The sequence below is a fragment of the Microbacterium psychrotolerans genome, assembly GCF_031085295.1.
GTDB classification, from domain to species: Bacteria; Actinomycetota; Actinomycetes; order Actinomycetales; family Microbacteriaceae; genus Microbacterium; species Microbacterium psychrotolerans.
Window position 1 is genome coordinate 607,197 of record NZ_JAVFWO010000002.1, and the last position, 19,713, is coordinate 626,909.

The following is a 19,713-nucleotide window of genomic DNA, read 5'->3' on the forward strand; positions in this document are numbered from 1 at the left end:
GCTACGACTGGCTGGCCTTCCTCTGGCAGCACCGGCTCGGCGGCATCCTGGCCGACGACATGGGTCTCGGCAAGACACTGCAGCTGCTGGCCCTCATCGCGCACGCCCGTGAGCGCGGCGAGGAGCGACCGTTCCTGGTGGTGGCGCCGACATCTGTGCTCTCGACGTGGCGCAGCGAAGCGGCGCGGTTCGTTCCCGACCTGCGTGTGGCCGTGATCGACGCGACGCGCGCGAAGCGGGGCACGACGGTGGCGGATGCCGCGGCCTCCGCCGACATCGTGGTCACGTCGTACACGCTGCTGCGCCTCGACGAGGCCGAGTTCGGCCGCGTCGCGTGGGCAGGCCTCATCCTGGACGAGGCGCAGTTCGTGAAGAACAGCCAGACGAAGGCCTACCGGGCGGCACGCGATCTGCCGGCGGACGTCGTCTTCTCCGTCACCGGCACGCCGCTCGAGAACAGCCTCACCGAGCTGTGGGCGCTGCTGTCGCTCACGGCCCCCGGGCTGTTCCCGTCGGCTCGCCGGTTCCGCGAGGAGTACGTCGGCCCCATCGAGAAGGGCAAGGTGCCCGAGAACCAGGAGGGCGGCGCATATCGCGCCGGGCGTCTCGCGCGCCTGCGGCGCCGCATCCGTCCGCTGGTGCTGCGACGCACGAAGGAGCTGGTGGCCGCCGACCTGCCGGCGAAGCAGGAGCAGGAGGTCCGCATCGAGCTGGGCGCCGCCCACCGGGCGCTCTACGACACCGTCCTGCAGCGCGAACGCCAGAAGGTCCTCGGCCTGCTGGAAGACCTCGACCGCAACCGCTTCATCGTGTTCCGCTCCCTGACCCTGCTGCGCATGCTCAGCCTCGCCCCGGAGCTCGTCGATCCGGCACACGCCCACATCGCGCCGAGCAAGCTCGGCGCCCTCTTCGAGCAGCTCGACGAAGCCCTCGCCGAGGGGCACCGCGCCCTCGTGTTCAGCCAGTTCACGTCGTTCCTCGGCCTGGTGTCGGCGCGGCTCGAGGAGCGCGGCATCCCGTACGCGTATCTCGACGGGTCGACGCGCGATCGCGATGCCGCGGTCGAGGCCTTCCGCGGGGGAGAGGCGCCGGTGTTCCTCATCAGCCTCAAGGCGGGCGGCTTCGGCCTGACGCTGACCGAGGCGGACTACGTGTTCCTGCTGGACCCGTGGTGGAACCCGGCCGCCGAGGCGCAGGCAGTCGACCGCGCCCACCGCATCGGCCAGCACCGCAGCGTCATGGTGTACCGCCTCATCGCCAGCGGCACCATCGAGGAGAAGGTCATGGCACTGCAGCAGCGGAAGGCGCGCCTGTTCCGGTCGGTGATGGACGACGACGCCCTGTTCGGTCAGGCGCTCACCGCCGACGACATCCGCGGGTTGTTCGACGAGTAGCCGCTCGCCGTCTCCCCGGCATGACGGCAGCAGCTCTCCGGCGTATTCAACGCGCCCGGCGGTTCGCCGTGGAGAGGCCGAGCCCGGTGCGGAAACCCTCCCGCCAGCGCCCGACCGCCTGAGCGGACGCCACCGGAGGAGCTTTTCCACGGCCGGGTCGTCGGGCACCCTCGGCGCGCCTCGCCTAGACTCGTCTGGTTCGTTCGACTGCTGGATAGGGGAGGAGTCCCATGCGCATCACGGGCCTCGGCCACGCCGGAATGTTCATCGAGACGGCGGGAGGAAGCATCCTCTGCGACCCGGTGATCGGCCCGACCTTCTTCGGGTCGTGGTTCCCGTTCCCCGACAACCGCGGGCTCGACTGGCAGAAGTACGGCAACGCGGACTTCCTGTACATCTCCCACCGCCACCGTGATCACTTCGACCCGGCGCTCATGGAGCGCTTCGTTCCGAAGAGCATCAGGGTCCTGCTTCCGGAGTACCCCACCGACGACCTCGAGCAGGATCTCCGGGCGGTCGGCTACGACAACATCGTCTTCACCCAGGCGGGCGTCCCTCTCGAGTTCGGCGACCTCAAGGTGATGGTCACGCCGCTCCGAGCCCCGAGCGACGGGCCGATCGGCGACTCGTCGCTGAGCGTCGACGACGGCACCGCCAGCATCCTGAACCAGAACGACTCGCACCCGCTCGACCTCGAGAAGCTTCTGGGCTTCTCCAAGCCGGAGGCGTACTTCACGCAGGTGTCGGGCGCCATCTGGTGGCCGATGGTCTACGACCTGCCCCAGGACGCCAAGCAGAACTTCGCGAAGCTCAAGCGCGACGCGCAGAACAAGCGCGCGATGTACTACATCGAGAAGGTCGATGCCGAGCACGTCTTCCCGATGGCGGGCCCGCCGATGTTCCTGCGCGAGGAGCTGTTCAAGTACAACGGCTACGGTCTCGACGGCGACGCGATCTTCACCGATCAGCGGCAGTTCCTGCAGCACATGAAGGAGCTGCGTCCGGACCAGAAGGGCTACGAGTTCCTCCCGGGAACGGTCGTCGAGCTGAACGGCGGCGAGATCTCGGTCACGCAGACGCTGTACACGGATGCCGAGATCGACCGCATCTTCGACGACAAGTGGTCGTATCTCGCCGAGCAGCGCGATTCCCGTCAGGACGAGATCCGCGCCGAAGAGGCGACGCGCGCCGCCGTGCTGCCGCCCGACGAGATGCTCGCCGCGATCAAGGAGTGGTGGGAGCCGCTGCTGCGGCGCGCCCGCACGATCCGCAACGGAGTCGGCGGCGTGGTGCGCTTCCGCATCGGCGAGCTCGACATGGTGGTGGACTTCCCGAAGGCGAAGGTCCGCGAGTACGCCGACGACGAGTGCATCTACTGGTACACGATCCCCGCGGACCTGGTCTCGACCAACATCGCCGACCGCGAGATCGACTGGTCGAACTCGATCTTCCTGTCGATGCAGTTCGAGGTGGGGCGCAGCGGCAAGTTCAACGAGTTCCTGACCACGTTCCTCAAGTGCCTGTCGCGCGATCGCATCGAGTACGTCGAGAACTGGTACGCGGAGCAGACGGATCAGACCGAGGACGCCCAGCTCGGCGACTGGCTCGTGCAGCGCCGTTGTCCGCACCTTCGCGCGGACCTCACCAAGACGGGCAAGATCGAGGACGGCGTCCTGACCTGCTCGCTCCACGATTGGAAATGGGATCTCGCAAGCGGCAAGTGCCTCACGAGCCAGGGGCACCCCATCCGCGCGTCCCGGGTGGAGGACGCGCTGTACCGCGAGGCGACCACGCCCGCGGCCTGAACGACCCGAAGCGCCGTCTTGTTGTAGATCTCCGACAACGAGACGGCGCTTCTGTGCCGGGAGATGTGTACTCAAGGCGCCAATCCTGCCGGATCCGTATCATCGCGCGGCCGTCGGAATCCTGATCACCGTGCCCGCGATCGCGGGCGATCAGAACCGAAGGAGTCACGCCATGACCACTGTCCCCGTCCGCGGCGCCGCCGGCGTCGTCGTCCCCGCATCCACCCGTCGTCCTGCTGCGCTCCGCGCGCTGCTGTCGTGGGAGGCGCGCGCCGAAGCGTCGGCGAAAGTCGCGCTGCAGCGCTGGAGCATCCCGGCACTGCGCATCGCCCTCGGCGGCGTCTTCGTCGTCTTCGGCGCCCTGAAGTTCTTTCCGGGCGTCAGCCCGGTCGAGGAGCTCGTGAGCCTCACGTGGGAGAAGCTGACCTTCGGACTCGTCAGCGGGCAGGCGGCACTCGTCGCGACCGCGCTGATCGAGGTCGCGGCGGGAGCGCTCCTGATCGCCGGCGGCTCGTTCGCCCGCATCGGCCTCGCGGTGCTCGCACTCGCGTTCGTCGGCATCCTCTCCCCGGTGGTGCTGCTGCCCGCCGAGGTCTTCGGCGCCGCCGGTCCGACGCTCACCGGCCAGTACATCTTCAAGAACGTCGTGCTGATCGCGGCTGCCCTCGTCGTCGCCTCCCGGGTGCTGCGCGGGCCGGCCCCGCGATGATCGCGTCCGTGCCGCGATGATCGCCTGCCTACCGCGATGAAGGCCGGTCCCGATTCGGGGCCGGCCTTCGCCGTGACGTAGACTGGTGGGCGATCACAGCAACCTTTAACCCCGTCCTGTGAGGCGGAGAAGGGAGCGGCGGATGAGCACGCCCACCGTGCAGCCTCGCACCGTCATGACCGGCGCCGACATCGCCCGGGCCTTGACTCGGATCTCGCACGAGATCCTCGAGTCCAACAAGGGCCCCGACGGTCTGGTCCTTCTCGGCATCCCCACTCGCGGCGTCACCCTCGCGCATCGGATCGGCGCGCTGGTCGAGCAGTTCGGCGGTATGCCCGTCCCCGTCGGCGCTCTCGACGTCACGATGTACCGCGACGATCTGCACCGCCATCCGACCCGTGCCCCGCAGCGCACGCAGATCCCCCCGGGCGGGGTCGACGGCAAGGTCGTCGTGCTGGTGGACGACGTGCTCTTCTCCGGGCGCAGCATCCGCGCGGCCCTCGACGCCCTGCAGGACATCGGCCGCCCCGCCGCCGTGCGACTGGCGACCCTCGTCGACCGCGGGCACCGCGAACTGCCGATCCGTCCCGACTTCGTCGGCAAGAACCTGCCGAGCTCCCGCGACGAGCGGGTCAACGTGCGCCTCGACGAGACCGACGGCGCGGACGCCGTCACGATCGAGGGGCGGTGACGGTCGGCCCATGAGGCACCTGCTCGACACTCAGACCCTCGCCCGCACGGACGCCCTGCGCATCCTCGATGTGGCCGAAGACATGGCCGACACGCAGCGCCGCGAGGTCAAGAAGCTGCCCACCCTGCGCGGCAAGACCGTGGTCAACCTGTTCTTCGAGGATTCGACGCGCACGCGCATCTCCTTCGAGGCGGCCGCCAAGCGCCTGTCGGCCGACGTGATCAACTTCTCCGCGAAGGGCTCCAGCGTCTCGAAGGGCGAGTCCCTGCAGGACACGGCGCAGACCCTGCAGGCGATGGGAGCGGATGCCGTGGTCATCCGCCACGGCGCGTCCGGCGCGCCGCGCACCCTCGCCACCAGCGGCTGGATCAGCGCCGGGGTGGTCAACGCCGGCGACGGCACCCACGAGCATCCCACCCAGGCGCTCCTGGACGCCTTCACGATCCGCAAGCGCCGTTTCGGCGACGACAGCCGGGGCCGCGATCTCGCCGGTGTGAAGGTCACCATCGTCGGCGACGTCCTGCATTCGCGGGTCGCCCGCTCGAACGTGTGGCTGCTCACGACCCTCGGCGCTCAGGTGACCCTCGTCGCCCCGCCGACGCTCGTGCCGCAGGACATGTCGGGGTGGCCCGTGCAGGTGCGGTACGACCTGGACGAGGCGATCGCCGCCGGCCCCGACGCGCTCATGATGCTGCGCATCCAGCTGGAACGCATGAATGCGGCGTATTTCCCGACTGAACGGGAGTATTCACGCCGCTGGGGCCTCGACGCACGCCGTCTTCAGGCGCTCGGAGCGGATAGCATTGTCATGCACCCCGGACCCATGAACCGGGGTCTGGAGATCTCCGCAGAAGCCGCGGACTCGCCGCGCTCGACGGTGCTCGAGCAGGTCGCGAACGGCGTCTCGGTGCGCATGGCCGCGCTCTACCTGCTGCTGGCGGGAGCGGAGCACGGCGCAGGCGAGACCACACCCGCGACGGACGCCCCGGTCACCGGCGGCGAAGAGAAGGAGAACACCCGATGAGCGAAACCCTTCTCTTCCGCGGGGCGCAGGTCGAGGGATCCTCCGCCGCCGACGTGATCGTCGACGACGGGGTCATCGCCGAGATCGGTCCCGGCCTCAGCCGTGCCGGCGCGACGGTCGTCGACGTCGAGGGTCTGGTGATGCTGCCCGGCCTGGTCGATCTCCACACGCACCTGCGCGAACCCGGCTATGAGGCGTCCGAGACGATCCTCACCGGCTCGCGCGCCGCCGCTGCGGGCGGCTACACCGCCGTCTTCGCGATGCCCAACACCTCACCGGTCGCCGACACGGCCGGCGTCGTCGAGCAGGAGCTCGCCCTCGGCGAGGCGGCCGGCTTCGTCACGGTGCAGCCGATCGGCGCCGTCACGGTCGGCCAGAAGGGCGAGCGTCTTGCCGAGCTGGGCGCGATGGCCGACTCCCGGGCGCGCGTGCGCGTCTTCAGCGACGACGGATTCTGCGTGTGGGACCCGCTGATCATGCGGCGAGCGCTCGAGTACGTGAAGGCGTTCGACGGTGTGATCGCCCAGCACGCGCAGGACCCGCGGCTCACCGAGGGCGCCCAGATGAACGAGGGCGCGGTCTCGGCAGAGCTCGGCCTCGCGGGCTGGCCCGCGGTGGCCGAGGAGTCGATCATCGCGCGCGACGTGCTGCTCGCGGAGCACGTCGGCTCACGCCTGCACGTGTGCCACCTCTCGACGGCGGGCTCGGTCGACATCATCCGCTGGGCCAAGCGCCGCGGCGTCGACGTCACCGCCGAGGTGACCCCGCACCACCTCCTCCTCACCGACGAGCTGGTGCGCGACTACGACGCGCGCTTCAAGGTCAACCCGCCGCTGCGGCGCGAGGAGGACGTGCTGGCGGTGCGCGAGGGCCTCGCCGACGGCACCATCGACATCGTCGCGACCGACCACGCCCCGCATCCGACCGAGGCGAAGGCGTGCGAGTGGCACGCCGCCGCCAACGGCATGGTGGGGCTCGAGAGCGCGTTGCGCGTGGTGCAGCAGGCGATGGTCGACACGGGACTGCTCACCTGGGGCGACGTCGCTCGGGTCATGTCGCGCGAGCCGGCGCGCATCGGTCGGCTGACCGGTCACGGCACCCCGCTCACCGAGGGCCAGCCGGCATCCCTCGCCTTCTACGACCCGTCCCCGCGCCGCACCTTCACGACCGACGATCTGCGCGGACGGAGCGTCAACTCGCCGTACCTCGGGCGCGAGCTGCCGGGCGACGTGCGCTGGACCCTCCACCAGGGAACGGTCACGGTCGCCGACGGCGCCCTGCTGGACGCACCGGGGGTGCGCGCATGACCCGCGAGGGTGCCCTCGGCGTCATCGTGCTCGTCACGATCGCGCTGCTGGGCGTGCTGGCGTGGGCGTGGTGGCGACGCACGCGGCGCGATGCGACGCCCCTGGTCCACTCGGGCGAGCTGCCCGCCGACGCGCACGTGCGCGCGACGTTCGCCGCACTGTACGTCGCGACGACCGCCCGCGACGCTCCGCTGGAGCGCATCGCGGCGCCGGGCATGGCATTCCGCTCGAAGGCGACCGTGACCGTCGCCGACGAGGGCGTCGCCGTGGGCCTCACCGGGCAGGACCCTTTCGTGCTCACTCCCGATCGCATCGTCGACGTCGGGCAGTCCACCGTCGCCATCGACCGCGTCGTCGAAGCCGGCGGTCTCACCCGGCTGACCTGGCGCACCGACGCCGGCTCGACCGTCGACACCTACTTCCGACCCCAGGATGCCTCGGCCCGCGCCCTCGCGGACGCTGTGGCCGGCATCCTTCCCCCGACCCAGACGGGAACCGATTCATGACCTCCCTCTTCCAGACAGACCCCGCCGTCCTCGTGCTCGAGGACGGGACCCGCCACGTCGGACGCGCCTACGGCGCCCTCGGCACCACGATCGGCGAGGTCGTCTTCGCCACCGGCATGACCGGCTACCAGGAGACGCTCACCGATCCCTCGTACGCGGGCCAGATCGTGCTGCAGACGGCGCCTCACATCGGCAACACCGGCATGAACGACGAGGATCCGGAGTCCCGCCGCATCTGGGTGTCGGGGTACATCGTGCGCGACCCCTCGCGCGTCGTCTCCAACTGGCGCGCCGACGAGTCGCTCGACGATGCGCTGGTCGAGGACGGCGTCGTCGGCATCAGCGGCATCGACACGCGCGCCGTGACCCGCCACATCCGGTCCGCCGGCAGCATGCGCGGCGCGATCTTCTCGGGCGAGGCCGCGGGGATCGACGCCGAGGAGCAGCTGCGACTCGTGCGCGAGGCACCCGAGATGGCCGGCCAGAACCTGTCGGCACAGGTGTCGGTGGCGGCCGCGGAGGTCACTCGGGCGAAGGGGGAGCGCATCGGCAACCTCGCGGTGCTCGACCTCGGCGTGAAGCAGGCGACCGTCGACAACCTGGCCGCACGCGGGTTCGAGGTGCACGTGCTGCCGCAGGACGTCACGATCGAGCAGATCCGCGCGATCGAACCGGTCGCGGTCTTCTACTCGAACGGCCCCGGCGACCCGGCCGCGTCGGGCGACCACGTCGCCCTGCTGCGCGACGTGCTCGACGACGGACTGCCGTTCTTCGGCATCTGCTTCGGAAACCAGCTCCTCGGCCGCGCGCTCGGCCTCGGCACCTACAAGCTGCCGTTCGGCCACCGCGGCATCAACCAGCCGGTGCTCGACAAGTCGACCGGTCGCGTCGAGATCACCGCCCACAACCACGGGTTCGCTGTGGACGCGCCGGTGGACGGCGAGTTCGACAGCCCCCACGGCTACGGGCGCATCGAGGTCAGTCACGTCGGGCTGAACGATCAGGTGGTCGAGGGCCTGCGCGCACTCGACATCCCCGCGTTCTCCGTGCAGTACCACCCCGAGGCCGCCGCCGGCCCGCATGACGCCAACTACCTGTTCGACCGCTTCCGCGACCTCGTCGTCGCGAACCTCGAGAAGAAGGCCGCGAAGTAATGCCCAAGCGCGACGACATCAACTCCGTCCTGGTCATCGGCTCCGGCCCGATCGTCATCGGGCAGGCGTGCGAGTTCGACTACTCGGGCACGCAGGCCTGCCGCGTCCTGCGCGAAGAGGGCGTGCGCGTCATCCTGGTGAACTCCAACCCGGCCACGATCATGACCGACCCGGACTTCGCCGATGCGACCTACATCGAGCCCATCAACTGGCGCGTGATCGAGACGATCATCGCGAAGGAGAAGCCCGACGCGATCCTGCCCACCCTGGGCGGCCAGACGGCGCTGAACGCGGCCATCGACCTGCACAAGCACGGGATCCTCGAGAAGTACGACGTCGAGCTCATCGGCGCCGACTTCGAGGCGATCAACAAGGGCGAGGACCGGCAGATCTTCAAGCAGCTCGTGCTCGACGCGGGCGCCGACGTCGCGGCATCGCGGATCGCCCACACCATGGACGAGGTGCTCGCCGCCGCCGACGAGCTCGGCTACCCGCTCGTCGTCCGCCCGTCCTTCACGATGGGCGGGCTGGGCTCGGGGTTCGCGTACGACGAGGCCGACCTCCGGCGCATCGCCGGTGCGGGTCTGCACGACTCGCCGACCAACGAGGTGCTCCTCGAGGAGTCGATCCTCGGCTGGAAGGAGTACGAGCTCGAGCTCATGCGCGACACCGCCGACAACACGGTCGTCGTCTGCTCGATCGAGAACGTCGACCCCGTCGGCGTCCACACGGGCGACTCGATCACCGTCGCCCCGGCGCTGACCCTCACCGACCGCGAGTACCAGAAGCTGCGCGACATCGGCATCGACATCATCCGCGCCGTGGGCGTCGACACCGGCGGCTGCAACATCCAGTTCGCGGTGGACCCTGCCACCGGGCGCATCATCGTGATCGAGATGAACCCCCGCGTGTCGCGGTCGTCGGCGCTCGCCTCCAAGGCGACGGGCTTCCCGATCGCGAAGATCGCGGCCAAGCTCGCGATCGGCTACCGCCTCGACGAGATCCCCAACGACATCACCAAGGTGACCCCGGCGAGCTTCGAGCCGACGCTCGACTACGTCGTCGTGAAGGTGCCCCGCTTCAACTTCGAGAAGTTCCCGGCCGCCGACACCACCCTGACCACGACCATGAAGTCGGTCGGCGAGGCGATGGCGATCGGCCGCAACTACGCGACCGCGCTGCAGAAGGCGCTGCGCTCGCTCGAGAAGCGCGGGTCCAGCTTCCATTGGGGCGACGAGGCGCGCTCGGTCGACGAGCTGCTCGAGATCGCGAAGCGGCCGACCGACGGCCGGATCGTCGTGCTGCAGCAGGCGCTGCGCAAGGGCGCGACGGTCGAGCAGGCGTTCGAAGCGACCAAGATCGACCCGTGGTTCCTCGACCAGATCGTCCTCATCAACGAGGTGGCCGAGTTCGTGCGCCAGGCGGGGGAGCTGGATGCCGCCACTCTGCGCATCGCGAAGGAGCACGGCTTCAGCGACGCCCAGATCGCAGAACTGCGCTCGGACACCGAGGCCCAGGTGCGCGGTGTGCGTCACGGTCTCGGCATCCGTCCCGTGTACAAGACGGTCGACACCTGCGCGGGGGAGTTCCCCGCACTGACGCCCTACCACTACTCGAGCTACGACGCCGAGACCGAGGTCACGCCGTCGGAGCGCACGAAGATCGTCATCATCGGGTCGGGGCCGAACCGCATCGGCCAGGGCGTGGAGTTCGACTACTCGTGCGTGCACGCGTCGTTCGCGCTGGCCGACGCCGGCTACGAGACGGTCATGGTCAACTGCAACCCTGAGACCGTGTCGACCGACTACGACACCTCCGACCGCCTGTACTTCGAGCCGCTGACCCTCGAGGACGTCCTCGAGGTGCTGCACGCGGAGGCGCAGTCGGGCGAGATCCTCGGCGTCATCTGCCAGCTCGGCGGCCAGACGCCCCTCGGCCTCGCCAAGGGCATCGAAGACGCCGGGTACACCATCCTCGGCACCAAGCCGGCCGCGATCGACCTCGCCGAGGAGCGTGAGCTGTTCTCGCGCCTGCTCGACGACGCCGGACTCGTCGCGCCGCGCAACGGCACTGCGATCGACGTCGACGGCGCCGTCGCGGTGGCCGAGGAGATCGGCTACCCGGTGCTGGTGCGCCCGAGCTTCGTGCTCGGCGGCCGCGGCATGGAGATCGTGTACTCGACCGAGGCGCTGCGCGACTACTTCGTGCGCATCGCCGACGCCGCGATCATCGGCCCGGGCCTGCCGCTCCTCGTCGACGGCTTCCTCGACGACGCGATCGAGATCGACGTCGACGCGCTGTTCGACGGCACCGAGCTGTACATCGGCGGGGTGATGGAGCACCTCGAGGAGGCCGGCATCCACTCCGGCGACTCGTCGTGCACCCTGCCGCCGGTGAGCCTCGGGCGCACCGACATCGACCGCGTCCGCATCGCGACGCACGCGATCGCCGAGGGCGTCGGCGTGCGCGGGCTCCTCAACGTGCAGTTCGCCATCTCGGCCGGCGTGCTCTACGTCATCGAGGCGAACCCGCGCGCCAGCCGCACCGTGCCCTTCGTCTCGAAGGCGCTCGGCATCCCGCTCGCCAAGGCCGCCTCGCGCATCATGGCGGGCTCCTCCATCGCCGAGCTCAAGGCCGAGGGCATGCTCCCGGAGCAGGACGGCTCGCGCGTGCCGCTGGACGCCCCCGTCGCCGTCAAGGAGGCCGTGCTGCCCTTCAAGCGGTTCCGCACCGCCGACGGTCAGACCGTGGACTCGGTCCTCGGCCCCGAGATGCGCTCCACGGGCGAGGTCATGGGCATCGACCGCGACTTCCCCACGGCGTTCGCGAAGTCGCAGGAGGCGGCCTACGGCGGCATGCCGCAGTCCGGGACCGTCTTCATCTCGGTCGCCGACAGCGACAAGCGGGCCGTGATCCTTCCCGCCCATCGCCTGCAGGAGCTCGGCTTCGACCTGGTCGCGACCGAGGGCACCGCCGAGATCCTCGCCCGCAACGGCATCGAGGTGCGCGTGGTCAGCAAGTACTCCGAGACCCAGGAGTCCGGCGCCACCAACATCGTGGACCTCATCAACGCCGGCGAGATCGACATCGTGGTGAACACCCCGTCCGGCGGCGCCGCCCGCGCCGACGGCTATGAGATCCGCGCGGCCGCGGTCGCCGGCGACAAGGCGCTGTTCACCACGATGGCCGTCCTCGGCGCCGCTGTCAGCGCGCTCCCGGTGCTCCGCGAGGGCTTCGACGTCAGGAGCCTCCAGGAGTACGCAGAGGACCGGCGGGCGCGCGCATGATCCCATTCGGCGAGCGGGTCCGCGCCGCCTTCGCGGCGCACGGCCAGCTGTGCGTCGGCATCGACCCGCACGTCCACCTCCTCGCCGAGTGGGGATTGGATGCCTCGGCCGCCGGTGCGCGCGAGTTCGGCCTGCGCGTCGTCGAGGCGGCCGCCGGCCGCGTCGGCGTCGTCAAGCCCCAGGTCTCGTTCTTCGAGCGCTACGGGTCCGCCGGCCTGGCAGCGCTCGAGGACGTGCTGGCCGCCGCACGCGCCGCCGGTCTGCTGGTGATCGCCGATGCGAAGCGCGGCGACATCGGATCGACCATGGATGCCTACGCAGAGGCCTGGCTCACGCCCGGCTCCCCGCTGGAGGCCGACGCGTTGACGGCGAACCCCTTCCTCGGCGTGGGCGCTCTCGAGGGGACGTTCGACGTCGCGGAGCGCAACGGCAAGGGCGTGTTCGTGCTTGCCGCGACGAGCAATCCCGAGGCCTTCACCGCGCAGCGAGCGGTCCTCCCGACCGGCGAGACGGTGTCGGCCGCGATCATGCGCGAGCTCTCGGAGCGCAACGCGCGCACCACGCCGGACGGCCGGTGGGGGAGCCTGGGCGTGGTCATCGGCGGCACCGTGGACTGGCAGGATGCCGGACTCTCGACGTTCTCACCCGTCGCCCCGATCCTCGGTCCGGGCTTCGGTCATCAGGGTGCCGAACCGGATCAGCTCCGCGCGCGCTTCGGCGCGCTGGCGGAAGCGGTGATAGCGTCGGAGAGCCGCAGCATCCTGGCTGCCGGACCCGACCGGCTCGCCGCGCGCATATCCGAGCGCGCCCTTCTCTACCGTGGTGATTGACATGCCCGATTCGCGCACCCTTCCTGACGGGGCTCCGCCCCACCCCTCTGGCGCGCATGCGCGGCCACCCGAGGTCGACCGCGTGGCGGCCTCGCGCCGCGCCGTCGCGGCCCGACGGGAGCGCGCAGCGCTCAAGAAGGACGTCGCGATGCGGGTGATCACGCCGCAGCAGCTGCTGCGGCGCGCGCTCGCAGACCCGACCTCGCCGGCTGGCGCGATGCGGGTGCCGGAGTTCCTCACCGCCATCCCCGCGATCGGCGAAGGCAAGCGCGACCGGATCCTCCACGACCTCGAGATCTCGCCCGTCAAGCGACTCGGCGGCCTCGGCTCGCGCCAGCGCGAGGACCTCCGCCGCTTCCTCGACACGCGCTGGCCCGAGACCGCGCCCCGCGTCGGCCGCAGCCGCCTCGTCGTGCTGGCCGGCCCCACCGCGGTCGGCAAGGGCACGGTCGCCGCCCACATCAAGGCGCACCACCCCGAGATCCTTCTCTCCGTGTCGGCGACCACGCGCGCACCTCGCCCGGGCGAGGTCGACGGCGAGCACTACTTCTTCGTCGACGACGCCGAGTTCGACCGCATGATCGCCGACGGCGAGCTCCTCGAGCACGCGACCGTCCACAACGCGCACCGCTACGGCACCCCGCGCAAGCCGATCGAGAAGGCCCTCTCCGAGGGCCGCACGGTGCTGCTCGAGATCGACCTCCAGGGCGCCCGCCAGGTGCGGGAGGCCGATCCGACGGCGACGCTCGTGTTCCTGCTGCCGCCGAGCTGGGACGAACTGGTGCAGCGGCTCGTCGGCCGCGGCACCGAGGGCGCCGCCGAGCGCGCGCGGCGCCTGCGCACGGCCAAGACCGAGCTCGCCTCCCAGGGCGAGTTCGACTACCGCGTCGTGAACGACGACGTCGCCCGCGCGGCGGACGAGGTCGCCCGCCTCGCGCACTGACGGCACCGGTTCCATCGATCCGCCCCGCCGCGGCGCCCCCGCACGTCCGTGCGACGGCTGCCGTCCCGTAGAATGGTGGGATGCCTCGGCACCCCGAGGCCCGCAGACTCCCATTCCGACATCCGATCCAGGAGGTTTCGCCATGGCCGGAACGAACCAGGGCATCATCGAGCCCCCCATCGACAGCCTGCTCGAGAAGGTCGACTCGAAGTACCAGCTCGTGATCTTCGCGTCCAAGCGCGCGCGTCAGATCAACGACTACTACTCCGACCTCCACGAGGGCAACCTCTTCGACAACGTGGGCCCGCTCGTGGACTCGACCGTCGAAGACAAGCCCCTCACGATCGCGATGCACGAGATCCACGAGGACAAGCTGCGCCTGCGCCGCGCGGAGTAATCCCGTTACGAACCCTGTGCCCCCGAAGACGGTGATGTCCGTCTCCGGGGGCATACTGGTGTCCGCCCCCCGGCGTCGGACACCAGGGCGACCGGCGCCACGACAACTGGAGTACCGATGACCGACCTGCGTCTGTTCACGTCCGAATCCGTCACCGAGGGGCATCCCGACAAGATCTGCGACCAGATCTCGGACTCGATCCTCGACGCGATCCTCGAGGCGGACCCGAACGGACGCGTGGCCGTGGAGACGCTCGTCACCACCGGCCTGGTCCACGTCGCCGGCGAGGTGTCGACCTCTGCCTACGTAGAGATCCCCGCGATCGTGCGCGGCGTCGTCAACCGCATCGGGTACACCTCGAGCGAGACCGGCTTCGACGGCGACTCGTGCGGCGTCAGCGTGTCGATCGGGGCGCAGTCCTCCGACATCGCGGCCGGCGTCGACAAGGCGTTCGAGCGGCGCGAGGACGGTTCGCAGGACCCGCACGACCTGCAGGGGGCCGGCGACCAGGGCATCATGTTCGGCTATGCGACCACCGAGACGCCGCAGCTCATGCCGATGGCCGCGTGGACGGCGCACCGCATGGCGGAGCGCCTCGCCGAGGTGCGCCGGTCGGGGGAGCTGCCGTTCCTGCGTCCCGACGGCAAGACCCAGGTCACGCTCGGCTACGAGGGCGACATCCCGCGGACCGTCGAGTCCGTGGTGCTGTCGACGCAGCATCAGCCCGACATCTCGCAGAAGGCCCTGCGCGCCGCGGTCCGCGCCGAGGTCATCGACCCGGTGCTCGAGGCGACGGGCCTCGACCTTCCCGACGTGAAGTTCTACATCAACCCCGCCGGCCCGTTCGTCACCGGCGGTCCCAAGGGGGACGCCGGTCTGACCGGCCGCAAGATCATCATCGACACCTACGGCGGCGCGTCGCGCCACGGCGGCGGCGCCTTCAGCGGCAAGGACCCCTCGAAGGTCGACCGCTCGGCGGCGTACGCGATGCGCTGGGTCGCGAAGAACGCGGTCGCGGCCGGGCTCGCGGACCGCCTCGAGGTGCAGGTCGCCTACGCGATCGGCAAGGCCAAGCCCGTCGGGCTCTACGTCGAGACGTTCGGCACCGGCCGCGTCGCCGATGAGGCCATCACGGCGGCCATCCTCGACGTCTTCGACCTGCGGCCCAAGGCCATCATCGACCAGCTCGATCTGCTCCGACCGATCTACGCGCAGACCGCGGCATACGGTCACTTCGGCCGCGAGCTGCCCGATTTCACGTGGGAGCGCACGGACCGCGCCGACGCACTGCGCGCGGCCGCCGGGCTCTGACGCCGGCCGCGTGACCGCGGTGCACGACGACGACCACGGCCCCGGCGAGGGTGCGCGACCCGCGCGCCGCGTCGCGCGTGTGTTGATCGACTCCCCGCTTCCGCAGCTGGACCGGCTGTTCGACTACGAGATCCCCGCCGAGCTCGCAGCCGATGCGCAGCCCGGGGTGCGGGTGCGCGTGCCGCTGCGCAGCGCCGGACGCGTCGTGGACGGCCTCCTCGTCGAGCTGGGGGAGCCGGAGGCCTCCGACCGGCCGCTGTCGCAGCTCGAGGCCGTCGTCTCGCCGGTGGCGGTGCTGACACCGGCGCTCTACGCGCTCGCCCGCCGGGCCGCCGATCGCGCGGCCGGCTCAGCCGGCGACATCCTGCGGCTGGCGATCCCGAAGCGCATGGTCCGCGCCGAGAAGGCGTGGCTGGCGGCCGAGCCGCCCGCGCATCCCCGCGTCGATGAGGCGGACGCCGCGTGGGCCGCCGACGTGCTCGCCGTGTACCCCGGCCTCGCCGAGGCGCTGGACGGCGGCGAGCGCCTCGCGCTCGACGCCCCGCCCGTCCCCGCTCAGCTCGAGGACGGCACCGTCGTCGGCTCCTGGGCTGTCCTCCTCGCCGCTGCGGCGACGCGCGTGCTCGCGGCCGGACGCAGCGCCGTCATCGCCGTCCCCGACCATCGCGACCGCGCGCAGCTCGAGGCGGCCCTGCTGAGCCGCATCCCTGCCGACGCCTTCGTGCGCGACGACGCCAAGCAGAGCGGCCCCGCCCGGTATGCCGCGTTCCTGCGCACGCTCGCGGACGCGCCCTGCGTGGTCATCGGCAACCGCTCCACCGTGTACGCGCCGGTCGCCGACCTCGGGATGGTCGCGCTATGGGACGACGGCGACCCGCTCCTGGCCGAGCCGCTCAGTCCGGGCGTCCACGCCCGTGATGCCGCACTGCTGCGCCAGGAGCTGCACGGCGGCGCCCTCGTCTTCGCAGGGCACACCCGCACCACCGATGTGGAGCGACTCGTCGCCGTGGGCTGGGTGCGCGACCTTCCGGCCGCGCGCCGGCTGAGCCCGCGCGTGGTGCTCAGCGCGAACCGCGAGGGCGAGTCACGGGCCGCGCGCGTGCCGTCGTCGGCGTTCGCCGCCGCGCGGGAGGCTCTTGTCGATGGGCCTGTCCTCGTACAGGTCGCGCGCCCGGGGTACGCGCCCGTTCTCGTGTGCGCGAAGTGCCGCCACCCCGCCCGATGCCCGCACTGCGGCGGACCGCTGCACGCCGCCCGGCAGGGCGCGGTGCCGACGTGCACGTGGTGCGGTCGCGCCGCCCACGCCTGGGCATGCCCGGAGTGCTCGTCGACGCTGCTGCGCATGGCGTCTTCGGGCAGCGAGCGGACCGCCGACGAGCTCGGGCGGGCCTTTCCCGGCACCCGCGTGATCATCGCGGACGGCGACCACCCGGTCACGGAGGTCGACGGGCGGCCGGCGCTCGTGGTCGCGACGCGCGGAGCCGAGCCGCTGGCGATCGGAGGCTACCGGGCGGTGATCCTGCTGGACGGCGACCGGATGCTGATGGCGGAGGATCTGCGCATCGGCGAGTCGTGCCTGCGCTGGTGGTCGAACGCCGCCGCACTCGCCGCTCGGGGCGCCCCGGTGCACCTTGTCGGCGTAGGGGGAGAGGTCGCGCGTGCGCTTGCGACGTGGACGCAGGCCGCCTACGCCCGCGCGGAGCTCGCCGACCGCGCGCCGCTGCGCATGCCGCCGACGGTGCGGGTGGCGGCGGTCGAGGGCCCGCGGCGCGCCGTCGATACCGCTCTGGCGGAACTCCGGCAGGCGGTGCCCGAGCTGGACGCCGAGGCGGTGCTCGGGCCGCTCACCCACGAGGAGTCGGTCCGCGCGCTGGTGAGGTTCGACTACGGTCTGGGAGCCCGCGTGACCGAGAGCCTGCGGGCGTCGGTCGTGAGCCAGGCCGTGAAGGGCCGCCGCCCCGCGAAGGGACGCACACCGGGAGCCGCCCATACACTGAAGGTTCGGGTCGACGTGCCCGATCTCGACCTCTGACCCTCGATCGTTCAGGACCGTCATGCGCCTCGTCTTCGCCGGCACGCCCGAGCCGGCCGTGCCGTCATTGCGGCGGCTCGCGGCCACCGCTCACGACGTCGTCGCCGTCGTCACCCGCCAGGACGCTCCGCTCGGGCGCAAGCGCGTGCTCACACCGTCTCCCGTCGCCGCCGCCGCCGAGGAGCTCGGGATCCCCGTGATCCGCGCCGACCGGCTCGACGCAGCCGTCACGGCCGAGATCGCCGCCCTCCAGCCCGATCTCGGGGTGATCGTCGCCTACGGCGGCCTGGTGCGCGAGCCGCTGCTGTCGACGCCCGCACACGGGTGGATCAACCTGCACTTCTCGCTCCTGCCGCGCTGGCGCGGCGCGGCACCCGTGCAGCACGCGCTCATCGCGGGCGATGCGCGCACCGGCGCGAGCGTCTTCCAGCTGGTCCCCGAGCTCGACGCCGGCGACGTCTTCGGCGAGCTCGCCATCAACGTGCCCGCCGACGCGACTGCCGGGTCGCTGCTCGCGGCGCTCGCCGCTGACGGCGCCGGGCTGCTCGCCGACGTCGTCGATGCGATCGCCGCAGGCTCCGCGGTCTCACGCCCGCAGGCCGGCGACGCGACCTACGCCTCGAAGCTCGGCGACGACGACGGCCGCGTGCGCTGGGACGAGCCCGCAGACGCCGTGCTCGGACGCATCCGCGGCGTCACGCCCGAACCGGGCGCCCACACGACGATCGGCGGCGTGCGGCTGAAGGTGCTCGCCGTCTCGCCAGCGCCGGCGGACGCCCCGTCGCTGCAGCCAGGCGCCCTCGCGCTGCACGGCGCGAGGGTCGTGGCCGGCACCGCGTCAGCGCCGATCGTGCTCGACACGGTCCAGCCGGCGGGGAAGGGCGCCATGCGCGCCGCTGACTGGTGGCGGGGCCTGCGCGACACGACTCCGGTGGCGGGATCGTGAGCCGCACGATCGCGGCGCGCCGCGTCGCCTACGAGACCCTGCGGGCGGTGCACGAGTCGGACGCCTACGCGAACCTGCTCCTTCCGACCGCGATCGCCCGCGCCGGTCTGGCGACGCCCGACGCGGCACTCGCCACCGAGCTCACCTACGGCACCCTGCGCCGCCAGGGCACGTACGACGCGGTCATCGAGATCGCCGCCGACCGGCCCGTCGCCGACATCGATCCCGCCGTGCTCGACGCGCTCCGGCTGGGAGTGCACCAGCTGCTGTCGACAAGGGTGGCCTCGCACGCCGCCGTCAACGAGTCCGTGGAGCTCGCGCGCGCGGCCGGTGGCCGGGGCGCGGCAGGCTTCACCAACGCCGTGCTGCGCCGTGTCTCTCGCGACACCCCGGGGGACTGGATGACCCACGTCGCCGAGAGCGCGCGCTCCGACGACGAGCAGCTCGGGCTGCTGTTCTCGCATCCGGTCTGGGTGGTGCGCGCCTTCCGGCGTGCGCTGGCGGCCGAGGGCCGGGCCGAGGAGCTCGAGGCGCTGCTCACCGCCGACAACGCGTCGCCGCGCGTCACCATGGCGGCCCTTCCCGGCGTCGCCGACGTGCCGGAGGACGCGCGCCGCACGCCGTTCTCGCCGATCGGCTTCCGTCTCGGCGGCGGCGACCCGGACTCGACGGTGCGCGGTTCGGGCGGTCGTATCCGGGTGCAGGACGAGGGATCTCAGCTCGCGGCCCTGGCACTGACGCGTGCCCTGCCGGTGACGCCGGGGGAGCGGTGGCTCGATCTGTGCGCGGGCCCCGGCGGCAAGACCGCCGTGCTCGCGGCGGAGGCGCTCGTGCACGGCGCGTCGCTCGAGGCCAACGAGATCTCGCCCGCGCGCGCCGGTCTCGTGCGCCAGGCGCTCGCGGGCGTCCCCCTCGACGTGCCCGTCTCGGAGGAGGACGGGCGGCTGCGTGCGCAGGACGCCCCCGAGACCTACGACCGCATCCTCGTCGACGCCCCCTGCACCGGCCTCGGCGCGCTCCGTCGCCGGCCGGAGGCGCGCTGGCGCAAGGCGCCGAGCGACGTTCCAGCGCTCACGCAGCTGCAGCGCGAGCTGCTCACCGAGGCGGTGAGCGCTCTCAGACCCGGCGGCGTGGTGGCCTACGTGACCTGCTCACCCCATCTCGCCGAGACGGCGGGCGTCGTGGCCGACATCCGCCGCGAATGGGGCGGGGCGCTCGAGGAGCTCTCTGCCCGCGACGTCATCACATCGCTGTCGGATGCCGATCCCGGCCTTCCGCCGCAGGCCGACGGCAGCGGGCGCGCCCAGCTCTGGCCGCACCGTCACAACACCGACGCGATGTCGGTGTCGCTGCTGCGCCGCGTCTGAGCTGCCGCCG

Annotated in this window: 16 protein-coding genes; all 16 read left to right on the forward strand. The window is 71.5% G+C overall.

What is annotated here, in order from left to right; translation table 11 throughout:
- The first annotated feature begins 11 nt into the window (after window positions 1–11).
- The 16 genes from Q9R08_RS07560 to Q9R08_RS07635 all read left to right on the forward strand — a co-directional run bounded on the left by Q9R08_RS07560 (window position 12) and on the right by Q9R08_RS07635 (window position 19,703).
- Complete coding sequence (locus tag Q9R08_RS07560) at window positions 12–1,394, forward strand: DEAD/DEAH box helicase (protein WP_308867684.1); 1,383 nt, start codon at window positions 12–14, stop codon at window positions 1,392–1,394.
- A 230-nt stretch (window positions 1,395–1,624) separates the two neighbouring features.
- The gene (locus tag Q9R08_RS07565; RefSeq protein ID WP_308867282.1) at window positions 1,625–3,199 is read left to right on the forward strand and encodes a Rieske 2Fe-2S domain-containing protein; all 1,575 of its coding nucleotides are present in this window, start codon (window positions 1,625–1,627) and stop codon (window positions 3,197–3,199) included.
- A gap of 172 nt (window positions 3,200–3,371) precedes the next feature.
- The gene (locus tag Q9R08_RS07570; protein WP_308867283.1) at window positions 3,372–3,908 is read left to right on the forward strand and encodes a DoxX family protein; all 537 of its coding nucleotides are present in this window, start codon (window positions 3,372–3,374) and stop codon (window positions 3,906–3,908) included.
- Between the two features lie 142 nt (window positions 3,909–4,050).
- Window positions 4,051–4,599, forward strand: coding sequence for a bifunctional pyr operon transcriptional regulator/uracil phosphoribosyltransferase PyrR (gene pyrR / locus Q9R08_RS07575; protein WP_418001326.1), 549 nt, complete (start codon window positions 4,051–4,053; stop codon window positions 4,597–4,599).
- Between the two features lie 10 nt (window positions 4,600–4,609).
- Window positions 4,610–5,623 carry an aspartate carbamoyltransferase catalytic subunit gene (locus Q9R08_RS07580; protein WP_308867284.1) on the forward strand — a complete coding sequence of 338 codons (1,014 nt, stop codon included), beginning with the start codon at window positions 4,610–4,612 and terminating at the stop codon, window positions 5,621–5,623.
- Window positions 5,620–6,930, forward strand: coding sequence for a dihydroorotase (locus Q9R08_RS07585; protein ID WP_308867285.1), 1,311 nt, complete (start codon window positions 5,620–5,622; stop codon window positions 6,928–6,930). Before Q9R08_RS07580 ends, Q9R08_RS07585 begins: the two co-directional genes overlap by 4 nt.
- Window positions 6,927–7,436 (forward strand): PH-like domain-containing protein, encoded by a 510-nt coding sequence (locus tag Q9R08_RS07590; protein WP_308867286.1) that lies wholly within the window; start codon window positions 6,927–6,929, stop codon window positions 7,434–7,436. The genes Q9R08_RS07585 and Q9R08_RS07590 overlap by 4 nt, the downstream gene beginning before the upstream one ends.
- Window positions 7,433–8,590, forward strand: a complete 1,158-nt coding sequence (gene carA, locus Q9R08_RS07595) for a glutamine-hydrolyzing carbamoyl-phosphate synthase small subunit (protein WP_308867287.1) — start codon at window positions 7,433–7,435, stop codon at window positions 8,588–8,590. Before Q9R08_RS07590 ends, carA begins: the two co-directional genes overlap by 4 nt.
- Window positions 8,590–11,877, forward strand: a complete 3,288-nt coding sequence (gene carB, locus Q9R08_RS07600; protein ID WP_308867288.1) for a carbamoyl-phosphate synthase large subunit — start codon at window positions 8,590–8,592, stop codon at window positions 11,875–11,877. The genes carA and carB overlap by 1 nt, the downstream gene beginning before the upstream one ends.
- Window positions 11,874–12,707, forward strand: a complete 834-nt coding sequence (gene pyrF, locus Q9R08_RS07605) for an orotidine-5'-phosphate decarboxylase (protein WP_308867289.1) — start codon at window positions 11,874–11,876, stop codon at window positions 12,705–12,707. The genes carB and pyrF overlap by 4 nt, the downstream gene beginning before the upstream one ends.
- Before the next feature lies 1 nt (window position 12,708).
- Window positions 12,709–13,650 (forward strand): guanylate kinase, encoded by a 942-nt coding sequence (gene gmk, locus Q9R08_RS07610; RefSeq protein WP_418001327.1) that lies wholly within the window; start codon window positions 12,709–12,711, stop codon window positions 13,648–13,650.
- A 142-nt stretch (window positions 13,651–13,792) separates the two neighbouring features.
- Complete coding sequence (rpoZ, locus tag Q9R08_RS07615) at window positions 13,793–14,047, forward strand: DNA-directed RNA polymerase subunit omega (RefSeq protein WP_018170775.1); 255 nt, start codon at window positions 13,793–13,795, stop codon at window positions 14,045–14,047.
- A gap of 117 nt (window positions 14,048–14,164) precedes the next feature.
- On the forward strand, window positions 14,165–15,358 hold the full coding sequence (gene metK / locus Q9R08_RS07620) for a methionine adenosyltransferase (protein WP_308867292.1): 1,194 nt from the start codon (window positions 14,165–14,167) through the stop codon (window positions 15,356–15,358).
- A gap of 10 nt (window positions 15,359–15,368) precedes the next feature.
- Window positions 15,369–17,390 (forward strand): primosomal protein N' family DNA-binding protein, encoded by a 2,022-nt coding sequence (locus Q9R08_RS07625; protein ID WP_308867293.1) that lies wholly within the window; start codon window positions 15,369–15,371, stop codon window positions 17,388–17,390.
- Window positions 17,391–17,412: 22 nt separating this feature from the next.
- Window positions 17,413–18,336 carry a methionyl-tRNA formyltransferase gene (fmt, locus tag Q9R08_RS07630; protein ID WP_308867294.1) on the forward strand — a complete coding sequence of 308 codons (924 nt, stop codon included), beginning with the start codon at window positions 17,413–17,415 and terminating at the stop codon, window positions 18,334–18,336.
- Window positions 18,333–19,703 (forward strand): RsmB/NOP family class I SAM-dependent RNA methyltransferase, encoded by a 1,371-nt coding sequence (locus Q9R08_RS07635; protein WP_308867296.1) that lies wholly within the window; start codon window positions 18,333–18,335, stop codon window positions 19,701–19,703. Before fmt ends, Q9R08_RS07635 begins: the two co-directional genes overlap by 4 nt.
- Window positions 19,704–19,713: the final 10 nt, after the last annotated feature.